At 36.2% G+C, this 17,963-nt stretch carries 17 protein-coding genes and 1 tRNA gene; 7 read left to right on the top strand and 11 right to left on the bottom strand.

Annotation, left to right across the window (positions count from 1 at the left end; translation table 11 throughout):
* Positions 1-266 precede the first annotated feature (266 nt).
* On the top strand, positions 267-1,118 hold the full coding sequence (locus EG339_RS00685; protein ID WP_123868419.1) for an EamA family transporter: 852 nt from the start codon (positions 267-269) through the stop codon (positions 1,116-1,118).
* Between the two features lie 217 nt (positions 1,119-1,335).
* On the opposite strand, the gene EG339_RS00680 is transcribed toward EG339_RS00685, so the two are convergent.
* Both EG339_RS00680 and EG339_RS00675 read right to left on the bottom strand, forming a co-directional pair.
* Positions 1,336-2,703: a HAMP domain-containing sensor histidine kinase gene (locus tag EG339_RS00680; protein ID WP_123868418.1), complete on the bottom strand. Its 1,368-nt coding sequence runs from the start codon at positions 2,701-2,703 to the stop codon at positions 1,336-1,338.
* An 11-nt stretch (positions 2,704-2,714) separates the two neighbouring features.
* Positions 2,715-3,413: a response regulator transcription factor gene (locus EG339_RS00675; protein WP_123868417.1), complete on the bottom strand. Its 699-nt coding sequence runs from the start codon at positions 3,411-3,413 to the stop codon at positions 2,715-2,717.
* Between the two features lie 111 nt (positions 3,414-3,524).
* On the opposite strand from EG339_RS00675, the gene EG339_RS00670 reads away from it, so the two are divergent.
* A complete protein-coding gene (locus EG339_RS00670; protein WP_123868416.1) occupies positions 3,525-4,187 on the top strand; it encodes a YiiX/YebB-like N1pC/P60 family cysteine hydrolase in 663 nt (220 codons plus the stop codon).
* Between the two features lie 319 nt (positions 4,188-4,506).
* The gene (locus tag EG339_RS00665) at positions 4,507-4,818 is read left to right on the top strand and encodes a cysteine methyltransferase (protein WP_123868415.1); all 312 of its coding nucleotides are present in this window, start codon (positions 4,507-4,509) and stop codon (positions 4,816-4,818) included.
* 231 nt (positions 4,819-5,049) lie between these two features.
* On the opposite strand, the gene murA is transcribed toward EG339_RS00665, so the two are convergent.
* Together murA and EG339_RS00655 are read right to left on the bottom strand one after the other, a co-directional pair.
* On the bottom strand, positions 5,050-6,357 hold the full coding sequence (gene murA, locus EG339_RS00660) for a UDP-N-acetylglucosamine 1-carboxyvinyltransferase (RefSeq protein WP_123868414.1): 1,308 nt from the start codon (positions 6,355-6,357) through the stop codon (positions 5,050-5,052).
* Positions 6,357-7,022, bottom strand: coding sequence for a DUF4290 domain-containing protein (locus tag EG339_RS00655; protein ID WP_123868413.1), 666 nt, complete (start codon positions 7,020-7,022; stop codon positions 6,357-6,359). The genes murA and EG339_RS00655 overlap by 1 nt, the downstream gene beginning before the upstream one ends.
* Before the next feature lie 187 nt (positions 7,023-7,209).
* On the opposite strand from EG339_RS00655, the gene EG339_RS00650 reads away from it, so the two are divergent.
* Positions 7,210-8,649: an alpha-amylase gene (locus tag EG339_RS00650; RefSeq protein ID WP_123868412.1), complete on the top strand. Its 1,440-nt coding sequence runs from the start codon at positions 7,210-7,212 to the stop codon at positions 8,647-8,649.
* Positions 8,650-8,820: 171 nt separating this feature from the next.
* Here EG339_RS00650 and EG339_RS00645 read toward each other — a convergent pair whose 3' ends face one another.
* Both EG339_RS00645 and EG339_RS00640 read right to left on the bottom strand, forming a co-directional pair.
* On the bottom strand, positions 8,821-9,231 hold the full coding sequence (locus tag EG339_RS00645; RefSeq protein ID WP_123868411.1) for a thiol-disulfide oxidoreductase DCC family protein: 411 nt from the start codon (positions 9,229-9,231) through the stop codon (positions 8,821-8,823).
* A gap of 5 nt (positions 9,232-9,236) precedes the next feature.
* The gene (locus EG339_RS00640) at positions 9,237-9,704 is read right to left on the bottom strand and encodes a heme-binding domain-containing protein (protein WP_123868410.1); all 468 of its coding nucleotides are present in this window, start codon (positions 9,702-9,704) and stop codon (positions 9,237-9,239) included.
* 466 nt (positions 9,705-10,170) lie between these two features.
* On the opposite strand from EG339_RS00640, the gene katG reads away from it, so the two are divergent.
* Positions 10,171-12,447 carry a catalase/peroxidase HPI gene (gene katG / locus EG339_RS00635; protein WP_123868409.1) on the top strand — a complete coding sequence of 759 codons (2,277 nt, stop codon included), beginning with the start codon at positions 10,171-10,173 and terminating at the stop codon, positions 12,445-12,447.
* A gap of 90 nt (positions 12,448-12,537) precedes the next feature.
* Here katG and EG339_RS00630 read toward each other — a convergent pair whose 3' ends face one another.
* From EG339_RS00630 to EG339_RS00620, 3 genes are all read right to left on the bottom strand, one after another.
* Positions 12,538-12,753: a hypothetical protein gene (locus EG339_RS00630; RefSeq protein WP_228459089.1), complete on the bottom strand. Its 216-nt coding sequence runs from the start codon at positions 12,751-12,753 to the stop codon at positions 12,538-12,540.
* Positions 12,754-13,026: 273 nt separating this feature from the next.
* On the bottom strand, positions 13,027-13,659 hold the full coding sequence (locus EG339_RS00625) for a hypothetical protein (RefSeq protein WP_123868408.1): 633 nt from the start codon (positions 13,657-13,659) through the stop codon (positions 13,027-13,029).
* A 356-nt stretch (positions 13,660-14,015) separates the two neighbouring features.
* A tRNA-Gln gene (locus EG339_RS00620) sits at positions 14,016-14,086 on the bottom strand.
* A gap of 258 nt (positions 14,087-14,344) precedes the next feature.
* On the opposite strand from EG339_RS00620, the gene der reads away from it, so the two are divergent.
* Together der and upp are read left to right on the top strand one after the other, a co-directional pair.
* Positions 14,345-15,655 carry a ribosome biogenesis GTPase Der gene (der, locus tag EG339_RS00615; protein WP_123868407.1) on the top strand — a complete coding sequence of 437 codons (1,311 nt, stop codon included), beginning with the start codon at positions 14,345-14,347 and terminating at the stop codon, positions 15,653-15,655.
* A 149-nt stretch (positions 15,656-15,804) separates the two neighbouring features.
* On the top strand, positions 15,805-16,455 hold the full coding sequence (gene upp, locus EG339_RS00610) for a uracil phosphoribosyltransferase (RefSeq protein WP_123868406.1): 651 nt from the start codon (positions 15,805-15,807) through the stop codon (positions 16,453-16,455).
* A gap of 2 nt (positions 16,456-16,457) precedes the next feature.
* Here upp and EG339_RS00605 read toward each other — a convergent pair whose 3' ends face one another.
* A complete protein-coding gene (locus EG339_RS00605; protein WP_123868405.1) occupies positions 16,458-17,144 on the bottom strand; it encodes an alpha/beta fold hydrolase in 687 nt (228 codons plus the stop codon).
* Between the two features lie 119 nt (positions 17,145-17,263).
* Positions 17,264-17,917: a ComF family protein gene (locus EG339_RS00600; protein WP_123868404.1), complete on the bottom strand. Its 654-nt coding sequence runs from the start codon at positions 17,915-17,917 to the stop codon at positions 17,264-17,266.
* Between the last annotated feature and the right edge of the window lie 46 nt (positions 17,918-17,963).

Raw genomic sequence — 17,963 nt, 5'->3', positions numbered from 1 at the left:
AAAGTAGGAAGAGTGGCTTTGTTAAGCTGTTAGAAAAACTTTAGAATGTAATTAGAATTTTATTAGAGAAAATAGAAGCAGGTTTTACTAATGGTTACAGATTGAGATTTAAAAGTTTTCATCTGTAACCATTTTTAACCATTAAATTTCAATACATTTGGCAAAAATCCAGCTTTATACTTCACTGTTATTAGTTTTGTAGATTAAAGCCTGTTTTTATTCCCGGTTTCATACCAAAGTTGTCTTATAAATTATATATTTTAGAAATGAAAAATTCAAATTTAGCGATTCCTGCCACACTTTTGGCCATCATCTGTGTACAGGGTGGAGCATCAATTGCCAAGCAGCTTTTTCCGGCAATTGGAGCTATCGGAACCGTTACTTTGAGGATTGTACTTTCTGCAGTTCTGCTTACTATCATCAACCGCCCAAAATTTTTAGAATTTACCCCGCAAAAGTGGAAGTATTGTGCGATGTATGGAACAGGGCTGGCAGCTATGAATCTTATTTTTTATATGGCGATCCAAAGGATTCCGTTAGGGCTGGCAGTAACTGTAGAATTTGCAGGTCCGCTATTTCTTGCATTGGCATTGTCCCGTAAATTGCTGGACGTAGTTTGGGCCTTACTGGCCTGTATAGGAATCTTACTTATCGTTCCCTGGAAAAGTGATCATGTAGATTTATTAGGCCTTGGACTGGCTTTCCTTGCCGGAATATTCTGGGCTCTTTATATTGTTATGGGTGGAAAAGTTTCTAAAATAATGGACGGAAAAGATGCCGTAACCACAGGAATGTTATTTGCCAGCCTGGTAATTATCCCTTTCACAATATGGGACGGAGCGGTTTTTAATATGACCCCGACTATTTTTGTAAAAGGTTTGGGAGTGGCTATTTTATCCAGTGCTTTACCTTTTTCTTTAGAAATGATGGCCTTAAAAAGGCTTCCGGCAAAAACATTCAGCATTCTGATGAGTCTGGAACCTGCGTTTGCAGCTCTTTCCGGACTGGTATTTCTTGCTGAAGAACTGTCTTTTTTACAATGGATCTCCATTAGTTGTGTTATTGCGGCAAGTATAGGAACTACTGTTTTCAATAAAAGGGCTGCTTCCCATACTTAGAAGAATACTCATATTTAAACCATTTGGGTTTATCATCACGGTAATACTATTTGAATTTTATATTCCCACAGATTGCACTGATCTACATGGAGGTTATGAGTAAGAAATCAAAGGTTTTCAAAAGCTTAAGGGATACTTTTATTTATAAAGTTTGTTAGTTTAAATAACGTTAGTGTTTAAAACTTTTGTGGCGTTGTGGTTCAAAAAATATAAAATACTAAATGGCTTCAATATCAAATACCACCGTAAAAACAGTTGTATTATTTTCAGATATCATGCTTATAGCTGCGTGATGAAGATCAATAATTTTTTTAGTTAAGAACAGTCCTATCCCATAGCCTTTTTCCTGTTTAGACGCTTCACTTCTGTAAAAGGGTTCAAAAATATGGAGTAAATCTTCCTGTGAAATGGTAATTCCTGTATTGATGAAACTGATGTAAAGTTTTTTATTAGTTGCTTTAACATCAATCCGGCAGGTATGCACCGGAGAATATTTGCAGGCATTATCAATGAGATTGTTAAAGGCAACCCGTAATAAATACTCATTTCCCCATATAACAAGCTGGTGCTCTTCTGTATCACTGTCAATATTTAATGAAATTTTATACTCCTGATTTTCCTTTAGGATTTTTGAGTAAGATTCCAACAGGATTTCATCCAGCCGTACCTCGTAAAAACTTATTTCATTGGGATCATAGCTGGCTTTGGCTAAATCCATTAAGCTATTGGATAATTTTGCCATATTCCTGGCGTCATCCAGTGCATATTGAATAGTCTGCTGATATTCTGCTTTGGTCTGTTCTTTTTCAGAGGAGAATTCCAGTTCAGTAATAATAGCGGATAGAGGAGTTCGCAGTTCGTGGGAAATATTGGAGACAAAGTGCTTTTGAGCGTCAAACGAATTTTCCAGTCTTTCCAGCATTCCGTTGAAGTTTTGAGCCAATTCATTCAGTTCATCTTTCTCTCCGGTGGTTTTTAGACGCAGCTGTAGTTTTCCGGCAGTGATGTTCTTTATCTGATGAACCATTTCACTCAAAGGATATAGTGCTTTTTTTGCAAGGAATATGCCGGCTAAATAGATAAAGATTAAAATACTGATGAAGGCAATAATACTGATTGTTAGAAGGTGATTGATTGATTTATATCCATACTGATCATATCCGGCCGCTGTAACTAAATATTCCTTCCCGTTATGGGTATAAACCATTCCTATGGCCTGAAGATCATCAATAAAAAAACTGATTTCTTTCTTTTTTAAAATACTGGAAAGCATTTTCGGATCTTCCTTTACAAAATCTACTTTTGAATCATCGTGATACACAAGATTGAATTCCGGATCATAAATAGCAACCTGAACTTCATTAATGGTTTTTGTATTGTTTTTGTAAACACGGTGCATTTCCTTCTCATTCAGGGTACTCTGAAAAAAAAGATTGGCTTTGGCTACCGCTTCGTTTCGGAGCTGGGCATAAAATGAGACTTCCCTGGCTTCACTTGAAGAATAATATACGGCAATACCATAAAATATCATCAGCATGGCCGTAATAATGGTAAAGAGTAAAGTAAGCCGGGTTCTTATTTTCATGCCTTATGATTTTATCGCTGGTGTTCTTCGTAACCTTTTTTTAAAATAAAGCCCATTCCTGCTTTGGTATGGATCAGCTTATTTTCAAAATCCTTGTCAATCTTTTTCCGGATATAGTTGATATAGACATCAATAAAATTTGTTCCGGTATCGAAATGGGTTTCCCATACATTTTCTGCGATTTCTGAACGGGAAAGAACTCTTTCAGGATTTTCCAGCATGTATTTCATCAGGTTGAATTCCTTTGGTGTAAGTTTGACAGGAATTCCGTTTCGGCTTACTGATTTCAGCTTCAGATCCATTTCGATATTTTCATATCTTAATATTGGTTCTGTAGAAGAATGCAGAGAAAACCTTTTCATTAATACTTTAACTCTCGCAATCAGTTCACGCATTTCAAAAGGTTTGGTCAGGTAATCATCCGCTCCGGAATCAAAACCTTCCAGTTTATCATCTGTAGTTCCCAATGCAGTCAGCATAATAACAGGAACATGAGGCTTGGAGCTTTTTATCTCCCTACAGATATCCAGTCCGTTTTTCAATGGGACGATAATATCTGTAATAATGAGGTCAAAATCCTGAGTAGTGGCCAATTCAGCTGCTTTTTCACCATCATAGGCAAAACTTACATCCATATCCTGTTCCAGAAGACCTCTGCCAATAAGGCGTGAAAGTCTTTTATCATCTTCAACAAGTAAAATATGAGGCATAAGAATGATAAAGTGTTTGAGTTACTGTAAAAGCTGTTCGAAATTCTCTACAAATGTAATGATTTCTATTTTGTAATTTTGGAATGAATAACAACCAGAATATTGAATTAAATGATCTTCAATAATACAATTAAAAAAGGAATTACCACAGGGCTATTGTCTCTTTTGCTGCTGATCTTAATGCAATGTAATTCCTATCACGGTTTACAGCTTCAAAATGGAGATCTGCTTTTTGTAACTGCAAAGGAAACCGGACTTTCAGGAGCTATAAATAATGTTACCCAAAAGTATAAAACCGCTTCTTTTGATCACATCGGGATCCTTGAGAAAGACGGTCGTAAAATGTTTGTTCTGCATGCAGCCCCAAAAGGTGGTTCACAAAAACAGAGTTTGAAGAATTTTTTGGAAGACCAGAAAAAAGACCAGCAAAATGTGGTGGTGTATCGTTTGAAACCCGAATATCAAAAGTCTATTCCTGCTGCTATTGAAAAAGCAAATTCTATGGTAGGAAAACCTTATAATTTCAATTATATTTTGGATGAAGGCTCTTATTATTGTTCAGATTTTGTAGAAAGGGCTTTTCGTGGCAATCATATCTTTAAATTGGAACCTATGACTTTTATAGATCCAAAGACAGGAAAAATCAATGTATTCTGGGAAGAATTTTATGCTAGGAAAAATCTGAAAGTACCCGAAGGAGAGCCTGGCTGTAATCCTAACGGATTAGCCGGATCAGACAAATTAGAAAGGTTAGGAGACCTTTTAAATAATTAGAAAGGAAGCTGGAAGTTACTATTTGAAAACTAATAGAGAATATCACACCTGAAATATTAAAGTTTTAATATTGATAAAAATTATTTTAGTTTAATAATTTGATGATTTCCAGCGTCCAGCTTCAGGTTTCCAGCCCTAATACTTCTCCCAAATTTGAATTAGAATAGACATAGAAGCTGTAACGGTTTCTTTTTTTATATGTTAAATTTTAAAAATATTAGTCTACTAATTTGGTGGACTAATATTTTTTTATATTTTTGTGACAGATTTAAATGCAGAGTGCAATATGATCTGAGTATTAACCCAAAAATGTTTAGCGATGATTACACCTAACCCAAGCCTGCAGGTTTTTCAAAATACACTGAACCTGTCTAAAAAAGAATTGTTATTGGAAATAGAGTTGAATGGCAAAATGAAATTTGAACATTTGATGCATACTATCCATAATCAATTGGGTATTTGTCACAGAGTGTTATCAGCAAATGTGGAATATGTGAACGGATACAGTTTTGGTTCGGTACAGTTATATATTAATGCAAGTTCAGATGATTATCAGCAGCTTGAGATTTATCTGAATAAAAATAAACTTTTGAATACAACGGTAGAGTACCTCTGCCGGAAGTATTCTTAGGGGAGATTCATATAGTTTTAATTACTCAAAGTGTCCGGTTTATTATCGGACACTTTTTATTTTTAGAAAGAAAGTTTCTTCCTGCAGATTTTTAATTAAAGTAAGATAACTTTTATGGCAATTATCGCAATTGGAGGAGCAAAAATTCCCATTTAATGAAGCTACATAGAATAGATGACAATAAAAAAGCGCTCAGATTTCTCTGAACGCTCTATAGTAATAAAAATAAGTTTAGATTCTTTCGATGTCAGCACCAATTGCTTTTAATCTTCCATCGATGTTTTCATATCCTCTGTCGATCTGCTCGATGTTGTGGATAATTGATTTTCCTTCTGCAGAAAGAGCTGCAATTAGAAGGGCATTTCCGGCTCTGATATCCGGAGAAACCATTGTAGTTCCTCTTAACGGAGCTTCCTGGTTTAATCCGATTACTGTAGCTCTGTGCGGGTCACATAAAATGATTTGCGCACCCATATCAATTAATTTATCTACGAAGAATAATCTTGATTCAAACATTTTCTGGTGAACCAGAATACTTCCTTTGGCCTGAGTAGCCACTACTAATATAATGGATAACAAATCCGGCGTAAATCCAGGCCATGGAGCATCAGAAATAGTAAGGATAGAACCGTCAATAAATTTCTGGATTTTATAATGTTCCTGAGCTGGAATGTAAATGTCATCACCGCTTTGATCAAGCTGAATTCCCAGTTTTCTGAAGGTATTAGGAATTACCCCCAATTGGTTCCAGTTTACATTTTTGATGGTAATCTCAGATTTTGTCATCGCTGCAAGACCAATCCATGATCCGATTTCTACCATATCCGGAAGCATGGTGTGCTCCGTACCTCTTAAATATTCTACCCCTTCAATGGTAAGAAGGTTAGATCCGATACCTGAAATATTAGCACCCATTCTGTTCAGCATTTTACATAATTGCTGAAGATAAGGCTCACAGGCAGCGTTATAAATTCTTGTTTTTCCTTTTGCCAAAGCAGCAGCCATTACAATATTGGCTGTTCCGGTTACAGAAGCTTCTTCCAGCAAAATGAATTTTCCTCTAAGCTCTTTTGCTTTTAAAGAATAGAAATATTCCTCCTCATCATAATGGAATTCGGCACCAAGTTCTACCAATCCCTGGAAGTGGGTATCCAGCCTTCTTCGTCCAATCTTATCACCACCCGGAGTAGGCATATAAGCTTCTCCATAACGGGCCAGCATAGGCCCCATCAGCATAATTGATCCACGAAGCTTAGCCCCGTCTTTTTTAAATTCATTGGATTTTACATAATCGAAGTTTACCTTATCAGCCTTGAAAGTATAATCTCCGTGGCCGTTCTTAGTAACATTAACTCCGAAATCTCCAAGAATTTCGATCAGTCTGTTTACATCATGGATATCCGGAATATTTTTAATTCTTACTTCCTCGTCTGTTAACAGAACCGCACATAAAATTTGTAGAGCCTCATTTTTGGCTCCTTGTGGAGTTATTTCACCCTGCAGTCTTTTTCCTCCTCTTATTTGAAATGTTCCACTCATTATTTTCTGTTTTTATGATTGTTATTATGCCTTCTTTTGTTAGGTTGGTTCTTATTATTGTTATTTCCGCTGTTTCGGTTGTTGTTATTGTTGTTATTTCGGTTATTATTATTGGTATAATAGATCTTACTTTTCTCAAGAGAATCAATTCCTGTAAGATCCAACCTGTTTTCAGACAATTCTTTCAGGTGTCTGAAGATAACATCATCCGTTACATGTTCCTTATTGTAAACATTGTAGGATTTCTTCATGTTATTGGCAATTACTTCGATAAGGGCTTCTTTTTCGTCACCTGTTTCCAGCTCAATTGCTTTTTCTATTAACTGAAGAATACTTTTTCCGTAAAATTTAAAGTCTCCCTGAAGTTTTGGATACTCCATTCTTTTAGGTTTTTCTGCCAGCTGTTCCATGGTTGGGAACGGATAAGGAGAATCTACATCCAGATCATAATCTGCCAGAATATAAAGATGATCCCAAAGTTTATGTTTATAATTTTCTTCGTCGCGAAGTTGTGGGTTTCTCTGACCCATAAAATCGATGATTGCCATAGCCATTTCGTTCCTTTCCTCTTTGGTAGGAAGTTCTTTACAGCGCTCAACCAACTGTTGTATAATTCTGCCGTATTCCGGCATATGAAGCTGAGTTTTTTGGGTGTTATATTCCATAGTATGCAAATATATGGATTAAAAGAAAAATTGTTTCGAGAATCTTAAAAATTTATGATTTTTTAATGAAAATTTTAAATGCGATTAGGATTGAATTATTATTTAAGTTTAAAATATTTCTCCTTATTTTGAATTTGTTTTCAATAAAAATGTAAATTAGTTAATAGTTTGATAATTAAATATTCCAATGAAAAAAACACATTTTATTCTTTCCCTACTGGCCTTAGCTATTGTCAGCTCATGCCAGAACAACGATGAACTGAGTACAGAATCCGTGAAGAAGGAGGAGGTACATGATAAAATTGTAAACGTTACCCATCATGACGGCAGGCCTTTCAGTACAGGAAGTAGATCCGGATCTGCACAAAGCAAATTTGTGGCTGGCCCTGGCGGAAGTGTTCTGATGCAGGGGTTTTACTGGGATGTTCCTGACGGTGGGAACTGGTGGAATACCGTTAAAGATAAGTTAACAGCATGGTCTAACGCTGGGATTGGTGCCGTATGGCTTCCTCCTGCTTCCAAAGCTCAAAATGGTGCATATTCTATGGGGTATGACCCTACTGATTATTATGATTTTGGAAACTTTAATCAGAATGGAAGTATAGAAACCCGATTTGGCTCAAGAGCAGAATTGGAAGATTTGATTACAAAAGCACATGCAGAAAATATGCAGGTATATGCTGATATTGTAATTAATCATAATAGTGGTGGGCAATCTGAAGCGAATCCGTTTACAGGAACCAATACCTGGACTGATTTTTCTGGAGTGGCTTCCGGAAAATTTCAGAGAAATTATAATGATTTTTATAAGAATGCCTATGGAAATAATGATGAAGGCGCATTTGGCGGATTTCCGGATTTGTGCCATGCAAACCCACATGTACAGGATTGGCTTTGGGGAAGAGATGATTCAGTTGCAAAATACTATAAAAATATAATGAAGTTTGATGGCTGGAGATTCGATTATGTGAAAGGTTTTGGCCCTTGGGTGGTAAATACCTGGAATTCTAAGGTAGGAGGCTTTTCTGTAGGAGAACTATGGGATTCTAATGTCAACACTTTAGAGTGGTGGGCTAATAATGCAAACAGCTCCGTATTTGATTTTGCAGCTTATTATAAAATGGATGAAGCTTTTGATAACGGAAACCTGAATGTACTGAATGATGACATGATGTGGAAAAGAAATCCTTTTAAAGCAGTAACTTTTGTAGCCAACCATGATACGGATATTATCTATAATAAAATGCCGGCCTACGCTTACATTCTGACTCATGAGGGATATCCGACTATTTTTTACAGGGATTATGAAGAATGGCTGAATAAAGAAAGACTGAATAACCTGATCTGGATTCACAATAATAAAGCAACAGGAACTACTTCTATTTTATATACGGATAACGATGAATACATTGCAAGACGTAACGGATACAACGGAAACCCGGGACTTGTGGTTTATATCAACACATCATCAAACTGGCAGGAAAGATGGATTGAAACCAACTGGAGCAATCAGCAGATTAAAGATTTTACAGGAAATTCAAGCTGGTATCCGACTACGCAAGGGGATAAATGGGTGAAAATTCAATGCCCGCCGAATAGTTACTCGGTATGGTCACTGAATTTATAAATGATGAATAATGAATAATGGGTGGTTCATCGCTCAAGATTTATTAAAAAATAATTATATCTCTCGCAGATATTGCAGATCACACAGATTTTTATTATCGTTTGGAATTTTTCAAATTATAGTATAATCACCTGCGTTATCTGTGAGAGATTATTTTCAAAATTATAGTTCCTAGACCTGGATGAATTTTTTCTTCTGATCCTGATCCGGAAGAAAACATTTTTGGTTAGCCAGTTTCATCCTGTTTCTGGAAACAATATCATAAAGTTTATCGCTTAAAAAAGCTGGCATAATTTTACCAATTGCTGCAAGCTTGTAAATACCGCCCAAAATGTTAGCGATTTGAAGCACGGCTCTGGATTTTATGAAGTAATATTGTTTAGGTTTCCAAAGGTATAAAGTATTAAAAACTTTAGTTTCTAAGCCTCTCTCCGATAAAAACTGCTGCCCGAATTCAGATTGAAGTGAAGCAAACATAAATTGGTCTTTTGTATCTCTTTCAAGAATCCACTGCACCCAGAAATTGCAGACACCACAATCTCCGTCAAAAAATACAATATGTTTGTTTTCCCAGTTTTCCATGATTTCTACTTATTGAACATGATCCTTCTTTCCGTATCTTCTTTGGCCTGTCTGAAATACTGAACAAGATCAGTGCGTTGTTCATCAGTCAGTTTTGCATCCTGGTGTCCCACATAGTAAGATTCTAGAGGCATTTCTTTTTTCTCAACCATTTCTATGCATTCTTTCAGTTTACGAAGCTGTCTTTGAGGTTCATATACTGCAAAGGTAGAAAAATTAAGTTCCTTTCGGCCTTCATTAATGTGATTTTTTACATACCATGAAACAGGTGAAATGTTGGTATACCAGGGATATTGGGTTTCATTGGAATGACAGTCATAGCAAGATGTTCTGATGATCTTGGCTACTTTTTCAGGAGTGTTTTTTATTTTCAGAAAGTCCATGCCGGGAGTAGGGCGTGGATTGGTTTTATCAATATGGAAAAATTGAATGATAATAAAAGCTACGAGAAGAATAATCAATATTTTTTTCATGGCAGGATATTTATGTTGGTGAAATAAAGATAGTTATTTTTTTTGGATGGAGGCTGGAAGGGAAAAACTGGAAGGTATTGGATGACGATGCTTACATATTCTCTGAAATTTTAAAACTGAAGAATCTTTTTATAGAAGTTTTTTTCTTTTATTCAAAAAAATAACATAGCTGAAAGCTTTTTTAAACCCAATATAAACTTCCCGCTTCTTTCCAGCCTTCTCCTTACATTGAGTTATTCTAAATAGAGTAGAGACATCTGAACGGATTTAAAAAATGATTAACTTAATACCACAATTGTGTCTTAAGTTTTGATGCTGCCGAAATCATTATTTATAGTTTTTAACTATCATTGAAATAAATATTAATAGATTGTATTTATTGTGTGAACATTGTAAGTTTGTCCTGTCTTTACAATGGATGAATTACTTAAACTGTATTATCAACATAAAAAATAAATAAACAACAATGGAAAAAGATTTGAATGACATCAGTAAATGTCCGTTTCACAATGGAACAATGAAGAAGAATGTAGCAGGTGGGGGAACTCAGAACAAAGATTGGTGGCCGGATCAGTTAAGAGTGGATCTTCTGCGCCAGCATTCATCACTGTCTAACCCTATGGATAAAGACTTTGATTACGCAGAAGCATTTAAAAACCTTGATCTTGAGGCTGTAAAAAAAGATCTTCATGCTTTAATGACTGATTCTCAGGACTGGTGGCCTGCAGATTTTGGTCATTACGGGCCACTATTCATCCGTATGGCATGGCACAGTGCCGGAACGTACCGTGTAGGAGACGGTAGAGGTGGAGCAGGAGCAGGGCAACAGCGTTTTGCACCCCTGAACAGCTGGCCGGATAACGTAAGCCTTGATAAGGCAAGAAGGCTACTGTGGCCTATCAAACAGAAATATGGTAAAAATATATCATGGGCAGACCTTTTAATTCTTACAGGAAATGTAGCGCTGGAGTCTATGGGATTCAAAACCTTTGGATTCGCAGGAGGCCGTGCAGATGTATGGGAACCTGATGCTGATGTATACTGGGGAACAGAAAAAACATGGCTGGGTGGTGATTTACGTTATGCCCACGGTTCTGAAGGAGTAATGGAAGGTCATGCTGCAGTTCTTCCTACTGATGATAAAGCAGATGGAGATATCCACTCAAGAAATCTTGAAAATCCATTAGCAGCAGTACAAATGGGGTTAATTTATGTAAATCCTGAAGGACCGGATGGAAACCCGGATCCGGTTGCAGCTGCTAAAGATATCAGAGATACTTTCGGACGTATGGCTATGAATGATGAAGAAACAGTTGCTTTGATCGCAGGTGGGCATACTTTCGGAAAAACCCATGGTGCAGGGCCTGCAGATCATGTTGGTAAAGAACCGGAAGCAGCCGGAATTGAACAACAGGGATTAGGATGGGCAAGCAGCTATAAATCAGGAAGCGGAAGAGATGCAATTTCCAGCGGACTGGAAGTAACCTGGACGGAAACTCCAACGCAGTGGAGCAACTATTTCTTTAAAAACTTATTTGAAAATGAATGGGAACTGACCAAAAGTCCTGCCGGAGCTCACCAATGGGTAGCAAAAGATGGAGTCGAGATCATTCCTGATGCATTCGATTCTAATAAAAAGCATAGGCCTACTATGTTGACAACAGATCTTTCTTTAAGATTTGATCCTGTTTACGAAAAAATTTCAAGACACTTCTACGAAAATCCTGATGCCTTTGCAGATGCTTTTGCAAGAGCCTGGTTTAAACTGACCCACAGAGATATGGGGCCGCGTGCCCGTTACCTGGGACCAGATGTACCACAGGAAGAATTGATCTGGCAGGATCCTATTCCGGCAGTAGATCATGAACTGGTTAATGATTCTGATGTTGAAGCTCTTAAAGCTAAAGTTTTAAACTCAGGGCTGAGTATTTCTGAACTGGCATCTACGGCATGGGCTTCTGCTTCTACTTTCAGAGGGAGTGATAAGAGAGGAGGTGCCAATGGTGCAAGAATAAGACTGGAACCTCAAAGAAACTGGGCCGTAAACAATCCGGCTCAATTGCAAAAAGTGTTGGGAATACTGGAAGGGATTCAAAATGAGTTCAATACTCAAAACGGAAGTAAAAAAATATCTTTAGCAGATTTAATTGTTCTGGGAGGAAGTGCTGCTGTAGAAGCGGCTGCAAAAAATGCAGGACATGATGTGAAAGTTCCTTTTGCACCGGGAAGAATGGATGCCTCTCAAGCACAAACAGATGTAGAATCTATGGGATATCTGGAACCTGCAGCTGATGGATTCCGTAATTATCTGAAAACAAAATTCACAGTTTCTACAGAGTCTTTATTAATTGATAAAGCACAGTTATTAACACTTACTGCTCCTGAATTAACTGTATTAGTTGGAGGAATGCGTGCTCTGGATACTAACTTTGACGGTTCTAAACATGGTGTGTTTACCCACCGCCCCGGAGCTCTTACCAATGATTTCTTTGTAAATCTTTTGGATATGAGAACGCAGTGGAAGGCTATGTCAGACGATAAGGAGGTGTATATTGGTACAGACCGTAAAACAGGACAGCCAAAATGGACGGCTACCCGTGCAGATCTTGTTTTCGGATCAAATTCTGAGCTGAGAGCCATTGCTGAGGTTTACGGAAGTGCTGATGCACAAGGTAAATTTATCAATGATTTTGTATCTGCCTGGACGAAGGTGATGAATCTGGATAGATTTGATCTGGTTTAATCTTTTTTAATCCTATATAATAAGCAGGCTGTCTTGGAAAAGGCAGTCTGTATTTTTATAACTGTCCTTTTAATTTCGCAATTTCATTTACTAATAATGGAATGCATTTCTTGCCATGGTGATGAAATCCTGGTCCTCAGGTTTTATTGAAATAAATTCTATATCATAATCTCTATTTTCTTCCTCTCCAGTCATAATAAAGCTGGATCCGGAATCAAAATCTCGGCCTTCAACACATGAAGTCCAGGGAGATGGGGTAGCTTTATTACATATTTCAATGATGTCTTTTAATTCTAGTTCTGTCATTTTATTGAGTTGGTTTTTAAATATTAGATTAAATAGTCTTGTGAAGATGTCTTATCTCTTAATGCTAACAATTTTAAAAATACATTTATTTCTAGAATTCTTGAACAGGACATATCATGGTATCTAATATATTCAATGTTATTGGTGCTAGTAAGAAGACTGTATATTATGGCATACATGGATTAATAAAGTATAAAACCACTTCATGCACAGTGGTTTTATATTTGTCTGAAGCACTATAAATACATTTGTATTTAAGAAGAAGTTACTATTTCATCCACGAAAGGATTTGTGAGGTAACGTATAATAGTTATTGATGATTTTATCATAATAAACCCATTGTTTTTCATTAAAATTAAGCATATTATTTAATATTTCTACATATTCTTTTATTGTACAAAGTATTTCTGTATCTGTAAAGCAAAGTATAAATTTTTCTTTCATTTCTAAAGATGAAAAGCCTACAATTGCAATTTCAAGTTCTCTTGAGCCAGCTATAGTCCAATCGGCAGACTCTGAAAACCAAGCTATATCATCGGAAACAACTCCTAAATAATTACCTGTATCTTCTCCAGGATCTTTATACATTATATTATACAACTCAGTATATGTACTTTCTACTTTCATATCAAAAATACTGTACTTGTTAAAATGATTAAAAAAGTATTCATCTGGAGAGGGATTTATTGTATAAAATATGATATTCTGTTCTTTAATTTCTTTTAAAAATGATTTGAAACTATTAAAAAAAATTTCTTCGTAAATGAAATCAAAATCAAAGGCTAAGTAATTTTTAAATTGTTCTTTAAAGATATTATCCTCAAATTCTCTGTCTTCGTGAAATAGATCTAAATATCTTTTTCTATACTTTTTAAAATCTCCTTTTTTTATTACAAAATCTATCATTTTAATACTTTATGGTTCAAGACGTATTTTTATTTCAGTTGGACCTTTACCATCTGGATTTGATCTATAATCTGCAGTTTGCTTGCCTTGTTTACTATAATCTCTAGTAGTATAGGATGAGTTTTCATTACTAAATCTATTCATTCCATTTCCTATTTATAAAAAACTTCAGAATACAGCTCAGAGGAATAAAATACAGAATCTTTTTTATCTTCAGATTAGCTAAACTTTTTGCCTAGTCCCCAACTTTTGCGCTTGATCCACTTTTGTGCTTGATCCAATTGTACCAACCCCAAAAAGTGATTGAAATAAAAAAAGCAATCTTCTGATTATCAGAAGATTGCTTGTGCTCAATGTAGACCCACAGGGATTCGAACCCCAGATGACTGAACCAAAATCAGTAGTGTTACCGCTACACCATGGGTCTGTTTTGATGTTGCAAAATTAGAAAAATTATTTGAATTACAAAAACCAAAGTTGAAAATTTATCAACTTAATTGAGTGTTGATCGGCTTATTTGCTGATAGCCAAATAATTATTTTTCGCTGGAAATTATCAAAATCAAGAAGATTTTTAATCCTAAATAATAAAATCTTATCTTTGCAAAAAAATTGGGCTCCAAAAGTTGGAGTAACCCATTAATAACTTGTCCTTAGCGTAGCAAAAGGATTATTAAACATTTTTTATGTCAAATATTGTCGCAATCGTTGGGCGTCCCAACGTAGGAAAATCCACGCTTTTTAACCGTTTATTGGAAAGAAGAGAGGCTATTGTAGATTCTACAGCCGGTGTTACCAGAGACCGTCATTACGGAAAATCTGACTGGAATGGAGTAGATTTTACCGTAATTGATACCGGAGGATATGATGTAGGTACAGATGATATCTTTGAAGAAGAGATCCGTAAGCAGGTACAATTAGCAGTAGATGAAGCTACTTCCATTATCTTTATGATGAACGTAGAAGAAGGGCTTACAGATACCGATCACGAAATTTACAGACTCCTTAGAAGATCCAACAAACCAATCTATATTGTAGTTAACAAAGTAGATTCAGCGAAGGAGGAACTTGCTGCAACAGAATTCTACCAGTTAGGAATCGAGAAATATTACACCCTTTCTTCTGCTACAGGTTCAGGAACCGGAGATCTGTTGGATGATATTGTTAAAGATTTCCCTACTACAGAATATAAAGATCCTTTCGAAGGATTGCCTAAGATCACTATTGCAGGTCGTCCGAATGTAGGAAAATCTACAATGACCAATGCTTTATTGGATGTAGAAAGAAACATTGTAACAGATATCGCAGGAACTACAAGAGACAGTATCCAGACTTTATACAATAAATTCGGTCACGAGTTTGTATTGGTAGATACAGCCGGAATGAGAAGAAAGTCTAAAGTAAATGAGGACCTGGAATTCTATTCCGTAATGAGATCTATCCGTTCCATTGAATATTCTGATGTTGTGATCATCATGGTGGATGCTACTCAGGGATGGGAATCTCAGGATATGAACATCTTCGGATTGGCACAGAAAAACAGAAAAGGAATTGTAATCCTTGTGAATAAATGGGATTTGATTGAAGACAAGCAAACCAATACCATGCGTGATTTCGAAAAATCAATCAAAGATAAAATCGGTCAGTTCCAGGATATTCCAATCCTTTTCGTATCAGCTTTAACGAAGCAGAGAATCCTTAAAGCAGTGGATGTAGCAATGCAGGTGTATGAAGACCGTAAAAAGAAGATCAAAACTTCAAAACTAAATGAAGTAATGCTTCCTATTTTCGAAAATACACCACCACCGGCGCTGAAAGGAAAATACATCAAAATTAAATATTGTGTTCAGCTTCCTACACCGTCTCCGCAGTTTGTATTCTTCTGTAATCTGCCACAGTATGTGAAAGAACCATATAAGAGATTTACTGAAAACCAGTTGAGAAAAGAATTCGGGTTTACCGGAGTTCCGATTGAAGTGTATTTCAGACAAAAATAAAAATGACTTTTTAATAAAATCTGGTGAGGGATATCCTTACCAGATTTTTTATAGATATACTTATTCTGCTGCCCATCTTTAAATTAATTTTTTAGTTGTAATTTTGCAGCAATTAATGTTTACTAACTGTAATTAAAACCTAAATCTTCATGCTTACTATTTTATCGCAAAATTTTTCCCTTGTTAACGAATGGATTAATGAACTTCGAAATGTTCAGGTTCAGCATGACCGGATGAGATTCCGAAGAAATATGGAAAGAATCGGAGAAATTGCGGCCTTTGAAATCAGTAAAGGACTGGAAGTAAGAGAAGTTGAAATTCAGACCCCTTTAGATACCATTAAAAGCAAGGAAATTGCGGTACAGCCGGTAATTACAACCATCTTAAGAGCTGGAGTCCCGTTATTTGAAGGAATCCTTAACTATCTTGACAGGGCCGACTGCGGTTTTGTAGCTGCTTACAGAAAACACGATGCCAACGACTATTTCTCCATTAAGCAAGACTATCTTACCTGTCCGAGCATTGAAGGAAGACCACTGATTGTAGCTGACCCCATGCTAGCAACCGGAGCTTCCCTGATTGAAGCTATTAAAGACCTGTTGACAAACGGAAACCCAACTCAGCTTCACATTGTAGCAGCTATTGCTTCAAGACAAGGTGTTGAAACCATTCAGAAAGCATATCCGGATGCTCATATCTGGGTAGGAGCCATTGATGAAGATTTAACATCAAAAGGATATATCACTCCGGGACTGGGTGATGCCGGAGATCTAAGCTACGGAGAAAAATTACAAAGATAATTTTAAGACAGATTCCAGAAATCTTTTATTAAACTCAATAATAAATTAGGTCGTACTTTATCCATGGGATGTTTCGTCTCCGGAAGTACGGCCAATTTTGCTTTAGGCAGGTTTCTATATACATGGGCACTTTCTTCTAGTGTTACCATACTGTCATTATCTCCCACCATGATTTGAACAGGAGTATTGATAGAAGCAAGATGATCTTTTAATGGAGGATTTTTCCCAAGGTCAATCATTAAATCAGCAATAGCAGGAAGTAATTGTTTCCATTTTGAACCATGCTGTTTTTCTAAGAGCTGGGCGTATTGTGGAACTTTTTCAAGAATAACTTCCGGGTTAAGCATTTTACTTTCTTTTAAAGCCTGTTCCTCGTTCCATTCGAATTTTGTGCCCAATGTCATAATGGAATTGACATTTTCAGGGTGTTTCATCGCATAGCAAAGAGCAACATATCCACCCATGCTGTGTCCCAGGATATATACATCCGTTAAATTATTTTTTATGCAATATTCAGTTAATTCCTGAGTATATTTTTCTATACTGATTCCATCTGAAGGAAGATCAGTATGTCCATGCCCTGAAAATAAAGGAGTATGGACGGTAAAGTATGTGGAAAGACTGTTCAGATAAGGGGTGAATATTTCAGAATGACCTAAAGCTCCATGTAATAAAATCAAATTCAACATGATATTCGTTTTTTGAAAATTAAACAAAAGAATCGGAACATGAAAATAAATAAATCATGCTTAGATTTTTTAACCTTAATGAACGACTTTGGATCTTAAAGTCAGAAGTTGGAGTTCTCCTATACATCCATCGCCATGACCAGTACACTCACTTTATTCTTACCAGCATTTAAAATCTCCCAGGCAATAGATGAAACAGTAGTTCCTGTTGTAAAAACATCATCAATCAGAAGAATATGTTTTCCTGTGATTGGCTGGGTGACCGAAAAAGTGTTAACCGTTTCAAGCCTATGCTTCTTATCCTTCAGGGCTTGGGCTTTGGAGTAATGGTTTCTCTTGATTAATTGATTGTCAAATGGGATATCATAGTATTCTGAAAGAGTTTCTGTATATAAATGAAGTTGGTTATAACCTCTTTCTCTTAATTTTTTAGGATGAAGCGGAACACTTACCAAAAGATCTGGTTTCTGATCTTTAAAATCCAATCGTTCAGTAGTCCATTCTGCAAGTATTTTTCCGGTAATTTCTCTATTTCTGTATTTCAGTTCATGAATGATTTTCCTGCTTAAACTGTCCTCTTCAAACTGAAAAAGGGCATAAGTATTCTCAACGGGGAAAAAGAGTTTGCATTGTTCTTTAACCGGATTGTTTTTGGAATAATCATAGTGCGTAAAGTGAATCTGTCTAAAACAAAGGTCACAAACCAGAAGATTAGTCTCAATAATTCTGTTGCAGTGAAGGCAGCGGTTGGGAAAGAGTAAGTCTAATATCATAAATGTGTTTTTACTAAGATATAAAATTTAAAACACACAAATGTTT

The organism is Chryseobacterium bernardetii, assembly GCF_003815975.1.
GTDB lineage: Bacteria > Bacteroidota > Bacteroidia > Flavobacteriales > Weeksellaceae > Chryseobacterium > Chryseobacterium bernardetii.
Note: the sequence above shows the minus strand (reverse complement) of the source record. Positions and strands in the feature narration are given on the sequence as shown.

Coding starts and splice junctions, on each gene's coding strand:
- EG339_RS00685 (WP_123868419.1), top strand. CDS start 267: ATGAAAAATTCAAATTTAGCGATTCCTGCCACACTTTTGGCCATCATC.
- EG339_RS00680 (WP_123868418.1), bottom strand. CDS start 2,703: ATGAAAATAAGAACCCGGCTTACTTTACTCTTTACCATTATTACGGCC.
- EG339_RS00675 (WP_123868417.1), bottom strand. CDS start 3,413: ATGCCTCATATTTTACTTGTTGAAGATGATAAAAGACTTTCACGCCTT.
- EG339_RS00670 (WP_123868416.1), top strand. CDS start 3,525: ATGATCTTCAATAATACAATTAAAAAAGGAATTACCACAGGGCTATTG.
- EG339_RS00665 (WP_123868415.1), top strand. CDS start 4,507: ATGATTACACCTAACCCAAGCCTGCAGGTTTTTCAAAATACACTGAAC.
- murA (WP_123868414.1), bottom strand. CDS start 6,357: ATGAGTGGAACATTTCAAATAAGAGGAGGAAAAAGACTGCAGGGTGAA.
- EG339_RS00655 (WP_123868413.1), bottom strand. CDS start 7,022: ATGGAATATAACACCCAAAAAACTCAGCTTCATATGCCGGAATACGGC.
- EG339_RS00650 (WP_123868412.1), top strand. CDS start 7,210: ATGAAAAAAACACATTTTATTCTTTCCCTACTGGCCTTAGCTATTGTC.
- EG339_RS00645 (WP_123868411.1), bottom strand. CDS start 9,231: ATGGAAAACTGGGAAAACAAACATATTGTATTTTTTGACGGAGATTGT.
- EG339_RS00640 (WP_123868410.1), bottom strand. CDS start 9,704: ATGAAAAAAATATTGATTATTCTTCTCGTAGCTTTTATTATCATTCAA.
- katG (WP_123868409.1), top strand. CDS start 10,171: ATGGAAAAAGATTTGAATGACATCAGTAAATGTCCGTTTCACAATGGA.
- EG339_RS00630 (WP_228459089.1), bottom strand. CDS start 12,753: ATGACAGAACTAGAATTAAAAGACATCATTGAAATATGTAATAAAGCT.
- EG339_RS00625 (WP_123868408.1), bottom strand. CDS start 13,659: ATGATAGATTTTGTAATAAAAAAAGGAGATTTTAAAAAGTATAGAAAA.
- der (WP_123868407.1), top strand. CDS start 14,345: ATGTCAAATATTGTCGCAATCGTTGGGCGTCCCAACGTAGGAAAATCC.
- upp (WP_123868406.1), top strand. CDS start 15,805: ATGCTTACTATTTTATCGCAAAATTTTTCCCTTGTTAACGAATGGATT.
- EG339_RS00605 (WP_123868405.1), bottom strand. CDS start 17,144: ATGTTGAATTTGATTTTATTACATGGAGCTTTAGGTCATTCTGAAATA.
- EG339_RS00600 (WP_123868404.1), bottom strand. CDS start 17,917: ATGATATTAGACTTACTCTTTCCCAACCGCTGCCTTCACTGCAACAGA.